The 16,886-nt window shown below is 61.7% G+C and carries 12 protein-coding genes and 1 tRNA gene; 7 read left to right on the top strand and 6 right to left on the bottom strand.

Annotated elements, in window-relative coordinates; translation table 11 throughout:
• The first annotated feature begins 44 nt into the window (after positions 1 to 44).
• Positions 45 to 2,339: an adenosylcobalamin-dependent ribonucleoside-diphosphate reductase gene (locus WLQ66_RS02240; protein ID WP_340544705.1), complete on the top strand. Its 2,295-nt coding sequence runs from the start codon at positions 45 to 47 to the stop codon at positions 2,337 to 2,339.
• Between the two features lie 535 nt (positions 2,340 to 2,874).
• Here the strand turns inward: WLQ66_RS02240 and WLQ66_RS02235 are convergent.
• Both WLQ66_RS02235 and WLQ66_RS02230 read right to left on the bottom strand, forming a co-directional pair.
• A tRNA-Leu gene (locus WLQ66_RS02235) sits at positions 2,875 to 2,961 on the bottom strand.
• 156 nt (positions 2,962 to 3,117) lie between these two features.
• Positions 3,118 to 4,791, bottom strand: a complete 1,674-nt coding sequence (locus WLQ66_RS02230) for a peptidoglycan-binding domain-containing protein (protein WP_340544704.1) — start codon at positions 4,789 to 4,791, stop codon at positions 3,118 to 3,120.
• A gap of 124 nt (positions 4,792 to 4,915) precedes the next feature.
• Here WLQ66_RS02230 and lipB point away from each other — a divergent pair, with 124 nt between their 5' ends.
• The gene (gene lipB, locus WLQ66_RS02225; RefSeq protein WP_340544703.1) at positions 4,916 to 5,587 is read left to right on the top strand and encodes a lipoyl(octanoyl) transferase LipB; all 672 of its coding nucleotides are present in this window, start codon (positions 4,916 to 4,918) and stop codon (positions 5,585 to 5,587) included.
• A 29-nt stretch (positions 5,588 to 5,616) separates the two neighbouring features.
• Here the strand turns inward: lipB and WLQ66_RS02220 are convergent, their stop codons facing one another.
• Complete coding sequence (locus WLQ66_RS02220) at positions 5,617 to 7,530, bottom strand: alpha/beta fold hydrolase (RefSeq protein WP_340544702.1); 1,914 nt, start codon at positions 7,528 to 7,530, stop codon at positions 5,617 to 5,619.
• 451 nt (positions 7,531 to 7,981) lie between these two features.
• Positions 7,982 to 8,410, bottom strand: a complete 429-nt coding sequence (locus WLQ66_RS02215) for an HIT family protein (RefSeq protein WP_340546286.1) — start codon at positions 8,408 to 8,410, stop codon at positions 7,982 to 7,984.
• A gap of 326 nt (positions 8,411 to 8,736) precedes the next feature.
• Between WLQ66_RS02215 and WLQ66_RS02210 the strand changes: the two genes are divergently transcribed.
• From WLQ66_RS02210 to WLQ66_RS02200, 3 genes are all read left to right on the top strand, one after another.
• On the top strand, positions 8,737 to 10,410 hold the full coding sequence (locus tag WLQ66_RS02210) for a cytochrome c oxidase subunit I (RefSeq protein ID WP_340544700.1): 1,674 nt from the start codon (positions 8,737 to 8,739) through the stop codon (positions 10,408 to 10,410).
• A 157-nt stretch (positions 10,411 to 10,567) separates the two neighbouring features.
• The gene (locus tag WLQ66_RS02205; RefSeq protein WP_340544699.1) at positions 10,568 to 11,059 is read left to right on the top strand and encodes a DUF2244 domain-containing protein; all 492 of its coding nucleotides are present in this window, start codon (positions 10,568 to 10,570) and stop codon (positions 11,057 to 11,059) included.
• Positions 11,060 to 11,289: 230 nt separating this feature from the next.
• Positions 11,290 to 12,111, top strand: a complete 822-nt coding sequence (locus tag WLQ66_RS02200; protein ID WP_340544697.1) for a prephenate dehydrogenase/arogenate dehydrogenase family protein — start codon at positions 11,290 to 11,292, stop codon at positions 12,109 to 12,111.
• Between the two features lie 27 nt (positions 12,112 to 12,138).
• Here the strand turns inward: WLQ66_RS02200 and WLQ66_RS02195 are convergent, their stop codons facing one another.
• On the bottom strand, positions 12,139 to 12,612 hold the full coding sequence (locus tag WLQ66_RS02195; protein WP_260087338.1) for a GatB/YqeY domain-containing protein: 474 nt from the start codon (positions 12,610 to 12,612) through the stop codon (positions 12,139 to 12,141).
• A gap of 220 nt (positions 12,613 to 12,832) precedes the next feature.
• On the opposite strand from WLQ66_RS02195, the gene carA reads away from it, so the two are divergent.
• Positions 12,833 to 13,996, top strand: a complete 1,164-nt coding sequence (gene carA / locus WLQ66_RS02190) for a glutamine-hydrolyzing carbamoyl-phosphate synthase small subunit (protein ID WP_260087337.1) — start codon at positions 12,833 to 12,835, stop codon at positions 13,994 to 13,996.
• 137 nt (positions 13,997 to 14,133) lie between these two features.
• Complete coding sequence (locus WLQ66_RS02185) at positions 14,134 to 16,086, top strand: glycosyltransferase (protein ID WP_340544696.1); 1,953 nt, start codon at positions 14,134 to 14,136, stop codon at positions 16,084 to 16,086.
• Here WLQ66_RS02185 and WLQ66_RS02180 read toward each other — a convergent pair.
• A complete protein-coding gene (locus WLQ66_RS02180) occupies positions 16,083 to 16,736 on the bottom strand; it encodes a GntR family transcriptional regulator (RefSeq protein ID WP_340544695.1) in 654 nt (217 codons plus the stop codon). The two genes, WLQ66_RS02185 and WLQ66_RS02180, sit on opposite strands and share 4 nt — an antisense overlap.
• Positions 16,737 to 16,886: the final 150 nt, after the last annotated feature.

Below are 16,886 nucleotides of genomic sequence, written 5' to 3'. Positions count from 1 at the left end.
GTCAGGCCGCCACCTTGCCACGACCGACCATAGGGATTCGCCATATGAGCCGCTTTGCCGCCCCGATTGCCGAACAGATCTGGGACATGAAATACCGTTTCAAACAGGCCGATGGCACCCCCATCGACCAGACCGTCGAAGACAGCTGGCGCCGCATCGCCCGCGACCTGGCACGGGCTGAGACCGATCCCAAGATGTGGGAGGACAAATTCTACGGCGCGCTTGAGGACTTCCAGTATCTGCCCGCTGGTCGGATCACCGCCGGTGCCGGCACCGCGCGGCAGGTGACCCTGTTCAACTGCTTCGTGATGGGCACCGTCCCCGACAGCATGGCTGGCATCTTCGACATGCTGAAAGAGGCCGCGCTGACCATGCAGCAGGGCGGTGGCATCGGCTATGACTTCTCCACCATCCGTCCGCGCGGCGCCGATGTGAAAGGTGTTGCCGCAGACGCCTCTGGCCCGCTCAGCTTCATGGATGTCTGGGACGCCATGTGCCGCACCATCATGTCCGCAGGCTCGCGCCGGGGCGCGATGATGGCGACCATGCGCTGCGACCATCCCGATATCGAGGCCTTCATCACCGCGAAATCCGACCCCGCCCGCCTGCGCATGTTCAACATGTCCGTGCTGGTCACCGACCCCTTCATGGAAGCGGTAAAGGCAGATGGATCCTGGGATCTGGTTTTTGGTGACAAGGTTTATCACACCGTCCAGGCGCGGGACCTGTGGAACAAGATCATGCAGGCGACCTATGATTACGCCGAACCCGGTGTGATCTTCATCGACCGCATCAACAAGGCCAACAACCTGTCCTACGTGGAACAGATCGCGGCCACCAACCCCTGCGGCGAACAGCCCCTGCCCCCCTATGGCGCCTGCCTGCTTGGCTCGATCAATCTGGCGCGCCTGGTCAAGAACCCCTTCGAGAAAGACTCCGAACTGGATCCGCAGGCCCTGAAAGAGCTGGTCGCCACCGCGGTGCGGATGATGGACAACGTTGTAGACGTGTCGAAATTCCCGCTGGAGGCCCAGGCACAGGAAGCCCAGAACAAGCGCCGCATCGGTCTTGGTGTAACAGGCCTTGCCGACGCACTGCTGATGCTGGGGCTGCGCTATGGCTCGGACGAAGCCGCGCGGCAGACCGAGGATTGGCTGCACGCGATCGCCCGCGCGGCCTATCTGGCCTCGGTGGATCTGGCCAAGGAAAAAGGCGCCTTCCCGCTGTTCGATGCGGACGCCTACCTGGCGTCGGGCACCATGATGAATATGGACGAGGATGTGCGCGACGCAATCCGCGAACACGGTATCCGCAACGCGCTGCTGACCTCCATCGCACCGACCGGCACCATCTCGCTTTATGCGGGCAACGTGTCCTCGGGGATCGAACCCGTCTTTGCCTATGCCTATACCCGCAAGGTCCTGCAAAAGGACGGCAGCCGCACTGAAGAGGAAGTCGTGGATTACGCCGTGCAGATGTGGCGCGACAAATTCGGCGACAAGGAGCTGCCCGACTATTTCGTCAACGCCCAGACCCTGCCCCCCTCCGACCACGTTAAGATGCAGGCGGCGGCGCAGAAATGGATCGACTCGTCGATCTCCAAGACCATCAACTGCCCCGAAGACATTTCCTTTGATGAGTTCAAGGACGTCTACATGCAGGCCTGGGACCTTGGTTGCAAAGGCTGCACCACCTATCGCCCCAATGACGTAACCGGCTCAGTCCTGACCGTCAGCGAAAGCTCCGACAAGGCGCCGGGCGAAAGCGCCGATGCACCGCATCAAAGCGATATGGGCGAGAATGGCGCCGAAGTGGTCTATATGTCAGAGCCGCTGGACCGCCCGCAGTCTCTGGAAGGCCACACCTACAAGCTGAAGTGGCCGGATTCCGAGCACGCCATTTACCTCACCATCAACGACATCATCATCAACGGCCACCGCCGCCCGTTTGAGGTCTTCATCAACTCCAAGAACATGGAGCACTATGCCTGGACGCTGGCGCTGACCCGGATGATCTCGGCCGTGTTCCGCCGTGGCGGCGATGTGTCCTTTGTCGTCGAGGAGCTGAAAGCGGTCTTCGATCCGCGGGGCGGCGCCTGGGTGCAAGGCAAATACATCCCCTCCATTCTGGCGGCGATCGGCGGCGTGATTGAAACCCATATGGTGGCAACCGGCTTCATCGAAGGTGAAGGCATGGGGCTGAAATCAGATCCGCAAGCGGAAGTGGTTTCCCTCAATGCTCCACGCGGCAAACCCTGCCCCAGCTGCGGCCAATACGATCTGCAGATGGTGGAAGGCTGCATGACCTGCCGCAGCTGCGGCCACAGCAAATGCGGGTAACCTGCGGCACCTGATGTCTCGACAGTCGGACGCAGCATGACCTTCGCATTCAGAGGCGCTTCCTAGCCTTCTGATGCACAGCAAATAGACCACCGGGAGCCCCGCTCTCGGTGGTTTTCTATTAGGCATACTTTCTGCAAAACACCGACTTTGTTGGAGGTTTCTTTCAGGAGAAGCAGCCTGCCTTCAACGTGGGGTTCGCCATCGGCTCCCGGGAAGAGCGAAAAAAAACTCGCTAGCTGCGCATCCGTCAGCTAGAAGAGATCAGACATGGTCAACACTCAGTTTTCGAACCGTGAGTCACGCATCCTGCCAGAAACCAATCGGCCTCCCCCTCGGTGAAACGATCGAGCCTGTGAGCGATTTCCTGTCAAGCCCCTGGAATGCCGACGAAAAGCGATGGCTCTTGGGACAAGAACCATCTTCAACGCGGCCATCAAACCACCATGGGCCTACGACAGATAGACCGTTTTCCGCAGGGTGCAAGATGCTGAGAGTTTTGGATTTTTGGATGTCTTCACATCAAAATGTGAAATGGTGCGGTCGAGAAGACTCGAACTTCCACGGGTGTTACCCCACAGCGACCTCAACGCTGCGCGTCTACCAATTCCGCCACGACCGCACTGTCTTGACTTGGTGTAGCGGCGTATAGACGAGCGCGGGACGGTTGTGAAGATGCAAAATGATCATTTCTCAGGCTTTTCTGCTCGCCCGAAAAAGGAACGGGGGCGGATGATCATTCCGCCCCCGTTGACAGGTCTGATGGTGTGAAAACCGATCAGTCCGTTGAGAAACTCGGCAGCGCGGCTGCGGTGCTGGACGCCGGTACCGGTTGTGCCAATGCGCCGGTCAGGCCCGCAGCGGCGGCCTTGATCAGGGCGACTCGTTCCGGCTGTCCGGGTGCGAAGACCGGATCAACCCCGGCCTCCAGCGCGGAAACCGCTGTCTGATACCAGCCCTGTGCCTGCTCGGGCGATTTCGCAACGCCAAAGCCCTGCGCCAGGTGATGGCCGATCAGCTCGGCATAGGGACGCTGGCCGACACCAACCATGATGAGCGCCGCTCCTAGCGCCACCTCCATATTGTCACGGCGATACCCCGAGAACAGGCAGATCCCGGCGGTATTGGACAGCTGCTCGATCGACATGTTGGATTGCAGCACAAATTTCTGCACGTCGGAAATCAAGGCGTCACTGCCCGTGGTCGCCAGTTTGGCAAGATAGGGTTGAACAGCAGGCCCAAAGGCGTCGCACTGGCTGTCGACCTGTGCCTGGCTTACTCCCTGAACCTTGGCCACAAGCGCTTCGCCGGAATTGATCGCATAGGACCGGGTCAGGCAGAACTGCTCTCCCAATGCCAGCTCCGGGTCGCGCAGATTGGCAACGGTCATATAGCCACCGTTGGAACTGGTGAGCAGGCTGACCTTGCTGCAATGGCTGGTGAGCGACGCGGTGCTTGCCGCCGGTGCCGGTTGCTGGAACAGCTGAATGCCGGCCAGCCCGCCTCCGGCAGGAGCGGGTGCGGGAGCAGGCGCCGGAGCGACGGCCTGCGGCGCGGAGGCCAGCACAGTTGCTCCCGGAGCGGGTGCGGGCGCAGGGGCCGGGGTTGGCACAGCCGCCTGAACCGTGCCCGACGTCGGCTCATCCGTCATCCGGCAGACGCCCTGATGACAGGCGAAGTTTGCCGTCGTGACGCCCCGCGCCATGAAGTCATTGCGCTGATAGCCCTGCGGCGTTGAGGCAAAGACCATGACGGAGCAATGCGACGCACCGCACCAGAAGGAGCTGCCGGACACCGAGGTGTCGATCATGTAGTCGTTCTTGCCATCGCCGTTCAGATCCGCCAGCTGCATGAAACCCGAACGTTGCAACAGCTGTTCGGCGCTGGGATCGGCGCTGGCCGCGATTTCATCCACGGCCTGGCTGACTTCAAACGGCAGGCCGCCGTAGCTGCCATAGCCGGCTGCACTCGCGCTGCGGGTGCCGGTCGCCTCATCCCGCCAGATCCGCAACAGCCCGCGGACGCCATTGGGGCCCTGCATCGCCTTGATCACCTGCGGGCCGCCAATCTGAGCGCGGCTGTAGGACGACACCAGGAAATCCCGTTCATATTGTGTCAGCTGCCCGGTCGCCGGGAAACCCATATGCCCCTGATACTGCGCCACGGCGCTGCGGGATTTGCGCCCCATCACGCCATCGGGGGAGCCGGCGGGAAAGCCGAAGTAATTCAGCGCCGTCTGCGTTTCACGGTTCTGCGCCCGCGCGGGCGAATAGGTCCGTTTGCGGGTCACTGGCTGTTTGCGCGCGCGGTTTTTATGCGCTTCATTGACGATCACGCCGCCGATGATACTGCCGACCAGCGCCGCGCCAAGATTGTCGGCAACCGCCGGAGCAGCGCCGGAGGTCGCCAGAATTGATGCTGCCAATGTAGTTTTAAGAGATTTTGAGAACATATTACGCGTCCCCCCCATTGATGAATACACGCAATCACGGTAGCGCACGACCCATCACGCAGGCCAGAAAATTCCGCGCATTGCTCTATAGTGGTTACAAAAGTCATAACAAAGGACACCGTCGATGGTTGAATGGATCACCACCTCCGGCCTGACCGGCTATGACGAGGCCGTCACCTTCATGGAGGAGCGTGCGGCTGGTATTGCCGCAGGAACCCACGAGGAATGTATCTGGCTGGTTGAACATCCCCCGCTCTATACGGCCGGCACCTCGGCGCGGCCCGACGATCTGACCGACCCCGACCGTTTCCCGGTCTACGCAAGCAAGCGCGGCGGACAATATACCTACCACGGACCCGGCCAGCGCGTGGTTTACGTCATGCTGGATGTCGCCAAACGGGGCCGCGATGTGCGCTGTTTCGTCCGCCAGATGGAGCGCTGGGTGATCCTGGCGCTCGACCGGTTCAACGTGACCGGCCATATCCGCGACGGCCGTGTCGGCGTCTGGGTGGAGCGGGACGACAAACCCCTGCGGCCCAACGGAGAGAAGACCGAGGACAAGATCGCTGCAATCGGCATCCGCCTGCGCAAATGGGTGAGCTTTCACGGCATTTCGATCAACGTGGAGCCCGACCTCAGCCATTTTGACGGCATCGTCCCTTGCGGCATCACCGAATTTGGCGTCACCAGCCTCGTGGATCTGGGGTTGCCGGTCACGATGACGGATGTGGATGTGGCGCTGAAGCAATGTTTCGATTTCGCCTTTGCCACAACCGATACCTGTGCCCTCGACTAGGCGTCAGCCCCCGTTGCGCGACAGGCCGATCATGACGTCATGCGCTGACGCAGGTCGTCGATCGCTGCAAACACCAGCTCCGGCTGGGCATAGAGCAGCATGGTACCGGCGCGTTTGCTGACCCGGATCTGAAGGTTGGCGTGACCACTCCCCAGCGCGGCCTGCAATTTGTCGACCGGCGTCACGGTATCTTCTCCGCCATGCAGATAGATGGTCGGCGCGGCCTTGGCACAATGGCGCATGTCGCGCGAGCGAACCGCCAGCCGCAGATCAATTTCGTAGCCGCCGCGCCCCTGCTGCATCATCATCCTGTGGCTCTGGTCCAGAACCGCGCTCAACGCGGGGTCGGCCAAGAGTTGACGGTCCGCGCTTTCGCGGGCGATCTGGCGCGACACCAGGACCTGCGGCCCCTTTTGCCGCACGGACCGTGACCAGCTGCGCACCACAAGCGGCAGAACCGCGCTGGCATGGACCGCGCTCAGCGCTAGCGCGCGCTGATGCCCGCGCAGGGCCCTTGCATGTCCGATACTGGGCAATGGCAGTGTCGCGCCGATACAGACCACCCCGCCCAGCCGGTCACGCAGCCTGCGCCCGGCGGCGGCGGCAAACAGGCATCCGCTGCGATGCCCCATCAGGATGGGATTGACCAAACCCTCCGCGTCGATCAGCGCATCCAACTGGGTTACGAATAAATCAATCGGATCAGTCCCGCTCGGCAAACTGTCCGAGCCACCATAGCCGCAGCGCAAAGGTGCCAGACACCGCAGGCCACGCGCCCGCAACTGCGGTTGCAGCCGCTGGATCGCCGCAACCCCGTCAAAGATACCATGGACAAAGATCACCGGCTGGCCGCGCTCGGCGCCAAACTGCAAATATTGTGAAGTCAGCCCGGACGCCAGGCTCAGTACGCGTTGTGGGGGTGACGCGCGACCCGCAGCTATATCGTGATCGCGAGTCGTCTGCTGCATGAGATAGGCAAGGAACCGCAGCATCTCAGGGCAGTTTGGCGCTGCAGTTTTGCTGAGCATCTGGCCCAGAAGGGCAAGTTCAGGCCCGCGTTCGGCACCGGTCCCGATGCGCAGCTCAATCCAGTCGGCCTCAATCAACAGATGACGCAGCAGCGACATTTCCTCCGGATCAAAGCCGAACCGCAATGCCACCTGATCTGCCGCCACATCCGACCAGCCGGTCGTAAGCTGTTCCACCAGAACCGCCGGTGCCGAGGGGTCCACGGCCCGTAATCGGCCGCGCCATGCAGCCATGTCAGACGGACTCGCGCCAGAAAGACCATCGACGGCGCCCAGCCTCTCCCCGCGGCCGCCCACCGCTTGGCACATCAGCAGCCGCCCCCCCTCGCCCCGCAGCAACGTAAGTGCTGGGCGCGGGCTATCCTCATCAAAAAGCGTGTGCCACAGCGGCAGCTTGGCATCCGCAACCCCGATGGCCTGAGCGATCCAGGGCGCGGTGATGCGCCCACGACTCGGCCAGTCATCACCTGCGGCCAGAATCTCCGCCTCGCGCGATACCAGCAGCCAGTTTCTCGCACCGCAGGGAAGCACTGCCTGAAGCTCTGGCCAGGATCCATGGTTCTGCGCCGCGATCAGGCGACTCCTGAGATAGATGGCGCGGTCAAAGTGACGTCCGATCAGCGCCGCCCCGGCAAGCTCGCCTTCAGGTGACAAATGCGCCGAAAGCCCCACCCCATCAGAAGAGCCCGCAGATCCCTGCCAGGAGCTGGCAACCGCCTTACCGGCGCCAACCGGCGTCGATCCTATCAGTGCGCTCTTGGCTTTCCCGGCGACACCATCATAGCCCGCACGGATCAGCCGGTCCCGCCAGGCGACCGCATTGGACGCGCCAAGAACAGAGCCGTAGACGGCCGCTGCCACTGTCTCGTCCGACAGCCCCCTTAGATCACCACTATCCTCTGCCGTCTTACCCACGGCCCCTCCTCAGCAACATACACAGGCCAAACGCCCGTCACTTTGCAAAACCATGGCGCATCTGCGCAGGTTGGTATGAACACAACCAGCCCCGACCGATACGAGACTGCCGCAACTTTCATTTCCGGTTCCCCTTCGCCGGGCGCTGCAAAGACACCACGGGCAGGCCAGGGACAGGCCGCCATAAACATGAAACCCACATCGCTCCGCCTGGACAGCTGCGCTGCCAAGCCCCCTCCCGATATCGGTTCAGTTCTCAGTTCTTCAGGCCCTATGGCCGAGACTGCCGGGACCCTAGGATAAACGGGTCACACATATCAATATAAATTTCATCCAAAGGTAGAATAACTGGTCCGCGACTTCGCGCCTGTGCATCAGCACAGCAACACGAGCCGCGACAGGCCAGGACAGCCCGCCGGTAATCGCTTACTCTGAGAACATGCGGCCTCTATCAGGCGGCGGCGTCCACGGCCTTACGCATTATCTCCGCATGTGCCTGCAAAACACCCGGATCGGCCATTATGCCCGGTGGTCGCACTGTATCGCCGTCGCGACGTGGCAGCACGTGGAAATGCAGATGGAACACCTCCTGCCCACCCGCAGCCTCGTTGAACTGCTGAATGCTAATCCCTTGGGCGTCAAATGCCTGCATCGCGATCCGACCGATCTTCTGCACGGTCGCCATGACCGCCGCCAGCTGGGCCGGCGATGCGTCAAGGACATTCCGGCAGGGCGTCTTGGGGATCACCAGCATATGCCCGTCGGAGCGCGGCATGATATCCATGAACACCAGCGTGTCATTGTCTTCGTAGACTTTGTGCGCTGGCAGTTCTCCGAGCAGAATTTTTGCGAAGATATTGTTTGGATCGTACACCGCCACTATCTGCCCTCCGTAGCTATCAACGGGAACTTGCGCGGCTATCGCCCGCTGGTCAAGCACACAAGGACCGCCCGTTCGATAAAACACGGCTAAATCCTTCCCGGACGACCCAAGGCCGGGGGGCGCTTCGCCGTGACATACGCCGGACCACGGCGCCAAAGGATCAGAAAGGCAGCCCGAAAGGGCCTGCCCGCGACAATTATTCTTGATCCATATCAAACTCCGCCATTGAAGGCCTGTTGCCGGCGAACTAAAACGCAGGATGAGTCTAGGCCCGCCGGGGACGGTGTTTGTTGGCCTATCGTTATGCAACAGGAGGCACCTTAATGGCAGATGCAGCCATTCATGGTCACGGCCACGAAGACGAGCGCGGTTTTTTCACCCGCTGGTTCATGAGCACGAACCATAAGGATATCGGCATTCTCTACCTGATCGTTTCGGCGATCGTTGGTTTCATCTCCGTCGCGTTCACCGTTTACATGCGGCTTGAACTGATGGATCCCGGCGTTCAGTACATGTGCCTTGAAGGTGCACGTCTTTTTGCAGATGCGTCTGCGGCATGTACCCCCAATGGGCATCTGTGGAACGTTCTGATCACCGGCCACGGCATCCTGATGATGTTCTTCGTGGTTATTCCCGCGCTGTTCGGCGGGTTCGGCAACTACTTCATGCCGCTACAGATCGGCGCGCCGGACATGGCGTTCCCGCGGATGAACAACCTGTCGTTCTGGATGTATGTCGCGGGCACCTCGCTGGCGGTTGCCTCGGTCCTCGCACCGGGCGGCAACGACCAGGCCGGTTCCGGCGTCGGCTGGGTTCTCTACCCGCCGCTGTCCACCAACGAAGGCGGCTTCTCCATGGACCTGGCGATCTTCGCCGTTCACGTCTCTGGTGCGTCCTCGATCCTCGGTGCGATCAACATGATCACCACCTTCCTGAACATGCGTGCCCCCGGCATGACCCTGTTCAAGGTGCCGCTGTTCTCCTGGTCGATCTTCGTCACCTCCTGGCTGATCCTGCTGTCCCTGCCCGTTCTGGCCGGCGCGATCACCATGCTGCTGATGGACCGCAACTTTGGGTTCACCTTCTTTGACCCTGCCGGCGGCGGCGACCCGATCCTGTATCAGCACATCCTGTGGTTCTTCGGCCACCCGGAAGTGTACATCGTGATCCTGCCGGGCTTTGGCATCATCTCCCACGTGATCGCGACCTTCGCCCGCAAACCGGTCTTCGGCTACCTGCCGATGGTCTGGGCGATCATCGCGATTGGTGTTCTGGGCTTTGTCGTCTGGGCGCACCACATGTACACCGTCGGCATGTCGCTGAACCAGCAGGCCTACTTCATGCTGGCCACCATGGTGATCGCGGTTCCGACCGGGGTTAAGGTGTTCTCCTGGATCGCCACCATGTGGGGCGGCTCCATCGAGTTCAAAGCTCCGATGATGTTCGCCTTCGGCTTCCTGTTCCTGTTCACCGTCGGTGGTGTGACCGGTGTGGTTCTGTCGCAGGCGGCTGTCGACCGCGCCTATCACGACACCTACTATGTGGTTGCGCACTTCCACTACGTGATGTCGCTGGGTGCTGTCTTTGCGATCTTCTCCGGTGTGTACTTCTACTTCGGCAAGATGACCGGTCGTCAGTACTCCGAGCTGGGCGCCCAGATCCATTTCTGGATGTTCTTCATCGGCGCCAACCTGACCTTCTTCCCCCAGCACTTCCTGGGCCGTCAGGGCATGCCGCGTCGTTACATCGACTACCCGGAAGGCTTTGCGTACTGGAACAAGATCTCGTCCTATGGCGCGTTCCTGTCCTTTGCATCGTTCCTGCTGTTCTTTGGCGTTGTGATCTACTCGCTGCTGCGCGGCGCCCGCATCACCCAGAACAACTACTGGAACGAATATGCGGATACGCTGGAGTGGACCCTGCCCTCTCCGCCGCCGGAGCACACCTTCGAAATCCTGCCCAAGCAGGAAGACTGGGATCGCTCCCATTCGCACTAAGGTGTTGATGAACTGAATGACAGACAGGCCCCGGAGCACCCGCTTCGGGGCCTTCTTTCTGCCCGCAGCACCGACCCGGTTCCCCCCCTTTTGCAGCTGCGACGCATGGCCCTGTCGAGATGCTGGACAGGCCGCTGGCGGACGCTAAATTCACGCCATGCCGTATCAATGGATCACAGCCCGAACCGACAGCAATCAAGAGCTGCACCTATGGCCGCATCAGTCGCTGCCGCCAGAGGGCTATGTCCGCTTTCTGGGGGTGCTTGCGGCGCTGATCACCATCCCGATGATCCCCCTTTTGGGCAGTGCGGCGCTCTGGGGGGTTCTGCCCTTTGTGACAGCGACGCTGTTTGCGGTGAAATGGGCGCTGGATCGCAGTCGCCGTGACCGGCATGTGCTGGAAGTGCTGACGCTGGACTCCACCGAAGCGCATCTGGAGCGCATCAACCCGACCGGACAGCGCCAGAACTGGCGTTGTAACCGCTATTGGACACAGGTCGAGCTGCATGCCGATGACGGACCCGTGCCGAATTACGTCACCCTGCGCGGCAGTGGCCGAGAGGTCGAAATCGGCGCCTTCCTGTCCGAGGAGGAACGCAAGGCGCTCTATGAGGATCTGAAGACCGCGCTGCACCGGCACAGCCCGTGACACCCCGATGCCGGAGCGCCCCGCATAACTGCACCTTTGACTTTGGCCGGGGCGCCGCGTATCAGAGGCATATGTTCAATACGTCCGTATCCTTTTCGATCCAGTATTATCCGCTGTTTTCATAACGGCGGACGTATTCTCATTTCTTGATGTTCATCCCGCCGCGTTCCGGCGGACAGAGGCAGCATCTCACATCATCCCAACGGCAGCGCGGCACAGACCGGAGCCCGATGTCGATGTCGCTTTCCACCAGATTTCCCCGCGTTGGCCTGATTGGTTTTGGCGCCTTTGGCCAGCTGATCGCCCGTCACCTGTCGCCGCTGGTGCCGATCTGCGTGCATGATCCAGCCTCAGGCTGTGACCTGCCGCAACACCCGTCCCTGCGTTTCTGCCCGCTTGCCGAAACCGCCGCCTGCCCGCTGGTCATTCTTGCCGTCCCTGTCAGTGCGATGGAGCAGCTCTGCCACGAGATTGCACCGCTTCTCACCACCGGCGCATTGGTGATGGATGTCGGCTCTGTCAAAATGGCGCCGGCGGAGGTGATGCTGCGGACCCTGCCGCCTGAGGTCCAGCTTCTGGGAAGCCATCCCTTGTTCGGCCCCCAAAGCGCCGCGCAGGGTCTCGCCGGTCAGAAAATCGCTCTCTGCCCCTTACGCGGCGGGCGCCCCTTGCGTCTGGCGGCGCTGCTGCGCCATGTCTTCGGGCTCGATGTCATCTGGACCACACCCGAGGCCCATGACCGCGAATTGGCGACAGTACAGGGTCTGACCCATCTGATCGCCCAGGCGCTCAGTCAGGTTGCCCCGGGTCCCCTGCGGATGACCACAGCCAGTTTCGAACTGATGCAACAGGCCAGCCGGATGGTCGCCGGAGATGCCCCTAACGTGCAGCAGGCGATCCTGCGCGACAATCCCTTTGCCGCTGAGGTGCGCGCCACCTTCCTGCAATGCGCGGCCGACCTCGGCCAATCATCCACATACCAGCCCCGGGCAACCCCCTGGTCGGCAACCCAATGCCCAGCAAAAAGCCCGCCAAAGGTGGCGGGCTTCTGATCTGACAGCGATTGGCTCAGGTCAGCGTCAGCAGTCGCCGCTGTGGCAGAGCTGATCCTTCACCAGGGGGCCGACTTTGCCGAAATCCATCTGGCCGGTGTATTTGCCCTTCAGGGCGCCCATCACCTTGCCCATGTCACGGATCGACTGCGCACCGGTATCAGCAACCGCAGCCTTGACCGCCTCGGCGATTTCGTCGTCGCTCAGCTGTTTGGGGAGGAACTCCTCAATGATAGCAATCTCACCCAGCTCGCGTTCGGCCAGGTCCAGCCGTCCGCCTTCCTCGTAGGCGCGTGCGCTTTCGTTGCGCTGCTTGGTCATCTTGCCCAGAATGGCGAGGATCTCTGCATCGCCAATTCCGCCCCCTTCACCATCGACCCGGTCGGCAATTTCACGGTCCTTGATCGCGGCATTGATCAGACGCAAGGTTGCCAGTCGGGCAGCTGCGCGGTCCTTCATGGCCTGTTTCAGGGCCATATTGACCCGAGTTCGCGTATCCATTTATCTGTCCATTCCCACGGAGTCGGAAACCGGATCTTTACCTAAAGTGGTAGTCAAGTTCAAGTTGGGGCCAGACAAATGACGTTGGGGCACCCAAACACCGTTAGATGGTGCCGGCCTCGCCCCGCAAACAGGCCCAGATCGCAGCGACGGAGGCTTGACGGCTTGGCGCACACCCCTTAGATACCCGTGAATTTTGCCCATATTGGAGAGTCGCGCCATGGCCGATACCGTCCCACCCAAGCCCACCGCATGTTTGGCACTGGCTGATGGCACCATCTTTTATGGAAACGGCTTTGGTGCCACCGGCGAAACCGTCGCAGAACTCTGCTTCAACACGGCCATGACCGGCTATCAGGAAATCATGACCGACCCCTCCTACGCGGGGCAGATCGTGACCTTCACCTTCCCTCACATCGGCAACACCGGCGTCACCCCCGAGGATGACGAAACCGCCGATCCCGTCGCCGCAGGCATGGTGGTGAAATGGGATCCGACACAATCCTCCAACTGGCGCGCCACCGAAGAGCTGAAAACCTGGCTCACCCGCACCGGACGTATCGCCATCGGCGGCGTTGACACCCGCCGCCTGACCCGTGCGATCCGCCAGCAGGGCGCCCCGCATGTGGCCCTGGCCCATGATCCCGACGGCAATTTCGACATCGAAGCACTGATCGCCAAGGCCCGCGAATGGTCGGGCCTCGAAGGACGCGACCTGGCCAAGGACGTTACCTGCGCGCAAAGCTATCGCTGGGACGAAATGCGGTGGGCCTGGCCCGAGGGCTATACCCGTCAGGAAGACCCCAAGCACAAGGTTGTCGCCATCGACTACGGTGCCAAGCGCAATATCCTGCGCTGCCTCGCCTCGGCGGGTTGTGACGTGACCGTCCTGCCGGCCTCTGCCACCGCTGATGAGGTGCTGGCCCATAACCCCGATGGTGTCTTCCTCTCCAATGGTCCCGGTGATCCCGCCGCCACCGGCGTCTATGCCGTGCCGATGATCCAGCAGATCCTCGACACCACGGATCTGCCGATGTTCGGCATCTGCCTCGGCCACCAGATGCTGGCACTGGCGCTTGGCGGCAAGACTGTCAAAATGAACCACGGCCACCACGGCGCCAACCACCCGGTGAAGGAGAACGCCACCGGCAAAGTTGAGATCACCTCGATGAACCACGGGTTTGCCGTCGACGGGCAGAGCCTGCCTGACGGTGTCGAAGAGACGCATGTGTCGCTGTTCGACGGCTCCAACTGTGGCATTCGCATCTCCGATCGTCCGGTCTATTCGGTGCAGCACCACCCCGAAGCAAGCCCAGGCCCGCAGGACAGTTTCTACCTGTTCGAGCGCTTCGCCGAGGCTATGGCTGCGCGCAAATCTGCGTAAATTCAGCGGGGCTGAGATAAGCCTACGCAAAAAACACGGCTCCATGGCAAGCTTTTGCCATGGAAAACAAGGGCTTGATAAATGCGCCCCTGTAAAAACCTCTTGCTCGAATCCATGACCGCATAAACTGTGCTGTCATGGTTGAACACAACCTCAAATTCCTAGAGGCGGCACGACCCCTCATTCGGCGCGAACGCCAGACCTCCTTTGAACGGCGGCTGGTGGAAGATCACGCCGTCAGCAAGGATCACCTGATGCGGGCGCTGGTTCTGCGTCAGCATCAGCGCGCTCCGATTGATCAGATCCTTGTTTCCGAAGGGTGGGCCAGTCAGGAGCAGGTTCTGGATGCGCTGTCGTCCCAGCACGGGATGCCACGGGTTGATCTGGGCGGTCATCGCCCCCAGGCGCGTCTGCTCGCGCGCAAACCCGCCCGGTTCTGGCTGCGTCGCTGTGCGCTGCCATACATGCAACTGGGGCAGACCGTGATCGTCGCGATAGCGCATCCAGCCGCCTTTGCCGAGGTGCAGCGCGACCTTGCAGAAAGCTTTGGCGATGTGCGACCGGTGATCGCAAGCGAAGCGCAGATCACCGAACTGCTCAGCAGTCATTTCCGCGAGGATCTTGCCCGCGACGCCAGCGCCTCTGTACCGCTGCGCTATAGCTGCCGCACTTTGCGCCAGCCGAACTGGCTAGGCCTGCCGCTGCTGACGGGACTCGCCGGCCTTGGCCTGACCGCGACCCGGCCAAGGCTGGTTTTCACCCTACTCTGCGGGTTGGCGCTCTTTACGCTCTTGCTGTTCATTCTGCTGAAATGTGCAGGTTTCGTATCCCATTTGCAGGACCGGCGGCGGCGACGTCTGCACGAGAGCACGCAGCCTCTACCAAAGCAGCCGCCCAGCGCAGGCCCTCTACAGCTGGCGGCCACGGGACGGCGCCTGCCGCGCATGTCGATCCTTGTCCCGCTCTACAAAGAGGCCGAAATCGGCCGCGCCCTCCTGCGACGCCTGTGCAAACTCACCTACCCGCGCAGCCTGCTCGAAGTGCTTCTGGTCCTCGAAGAAGACGACGAGGTCACCCGCAACGCCATCCATTGCGCCGATTTACCCGATTGGTTCCGCGTGATCGAAGTACCCGCCCACGGCGGCCTGACCACCAAGCCACGGGCGATGAACTACGCGCTGAACTACTGCCGGGGGGAAATTATCGGTGTTTGGGATGCCGAAGATGCCCCGGATCCCGACCAGTTGGAACAGGTCGCACGTGCCTTTGCGCAGGGCGATAACGATCTGGCCTGCCTGCAAGGCGCGCTCGACTACTACAACCCGGATCAGAACTGGATCTCGCGCTGTTTCACCCTCGAATACGCCAGCTGGTTCCGCATCGTACTGCCGGGCATCGCCCGCCTTGGGCTGGTGGTTCCGCTGGGTGGCACCACGCTGTTTATCCGCCGTAACGTTCTGGAACAGCTGGGCGGCTGGGACGCCCATAACGTGACCGAGGATGCCGATCTTGGCGTCCGCCTCAGCCGCCTTGGCTATCGCACGGAAATGCTGCCCACCACCACCTATGAGGAGGCCAACTGCCGCGCATGGCCCTGGATCAAGCAACGCTCGCGCTGGCTGAAGGGGTTCATGGTCACCTATCTGGTGCATATGCGCCGCCCCGCCGTACTGGCGCGGCAATTGGGCTGGCGCCAGTTCCTCGGCCTTCAGGCCTTCTTCCTCGGCACCGTTGGCCAGTTCCTGCTGGCGCCCTGCCTCTGGACCTTCTGGCTGATCACCCTCGGCCTTGGCCATCCCAGCGCCCCGCTGCTGCCCGCAGGCGCGCCCTATCTGGCCGCTGCCGCCCTGGTTTTCTTTGAACTCCTTGGCATCATCATCGCCGTTACGGCGGCCTTTGCCAGCGGTCGGCGATCGCTGGCGCTCTGGGCGCCCAGCATGATGCTCTATTTTCCGCTGGGTGTGATTGCCGTATACAAGGCGCTCTACGAGCTGATTTTCAAACCGTTCTTCTGGGACAAGACCGCGCACGGCCAACCCGCGAAGGCTCGCAAGCCGCTCGCCCCGAGGCTCCCGACCGGTGGCACCTAGCCCTTGCTGCGATCGCCCGCGTCCTGTTTCAGCCGGGTCATGAAGGCGACAGAAATATGGTCCTTCAGCGCCCGCCCCGCCGCCTCTTCATCGCGACGCTCGATCGCGTTCACGATGGTCTTATGTTCGGCCTGCGCAATCCGGCCCCGCCCCTCCGCCGCCAGCGAGGTGGTCGCCATCAGCGCCATCGTGCGGTGGACCAGGTTCAGCTGCTGCACCAGATACCGGTTATGTGACGCCAGATGGATCTGCTCGTGAAACCGGCGGTTGGCCTTCGCAAGCTCCGTCGGATTGTCTACAAAGGCATCGTCAGAGGCGACCATCTCCTGCAGTACCCGGACCTCCTCCTCGGTAGCGTGCCGCGCCGCAAGGCTGGCCGCCAGCCCTTCCAGTTCGCGCCGCACCACATATAGCTCCGCCATCTGGTTGTGATCCAGCGAGGCAACAATCAGCGACCGGCCATCGCGCTCCAGCAGCGATTGGGTCTCCAGCCGCTGCAACGCCTCGCGGATGGGCGTGCGCGAGACACCGAACCGTTCGGCAAGGTCGCTCTCGACCAGACGGTCTCCGGGCCGGTAAACCCCGACATCAATGGCTTCAAGGATCAGCGCGTAAGCGTCGGTCTGGCTGGTGCTGCGGGTCAGGTTCATGTCGATCCTTGGGTTGTTGACCCCCGATGTCTACAGGTCCGGCCGCCGTGCAATCAACCCCGCCCCGACCACGCAGTTAAAATCAGCCCCTCGGATCGACCCGAAGACGCCACGACGATGTAGTGCACCGGCGCATGGCGACAGTTGCAA

It is taken from the genome of Phaeobacter sp. A36a-5a, assembly GCF_037911135.1.
Taxonomy (GTDB): Bacteria; Pseudomonadota; Alphaproteobacteria; order Rhodobacterales; family Rhodobacteraceae; genus Phaeobacter; species Phaeobacter bryozoorum.
Note: the sequence above shows the minus strand (reverse complement) of the source record. Positions and strands in the feature narration are given on the sequence as shown.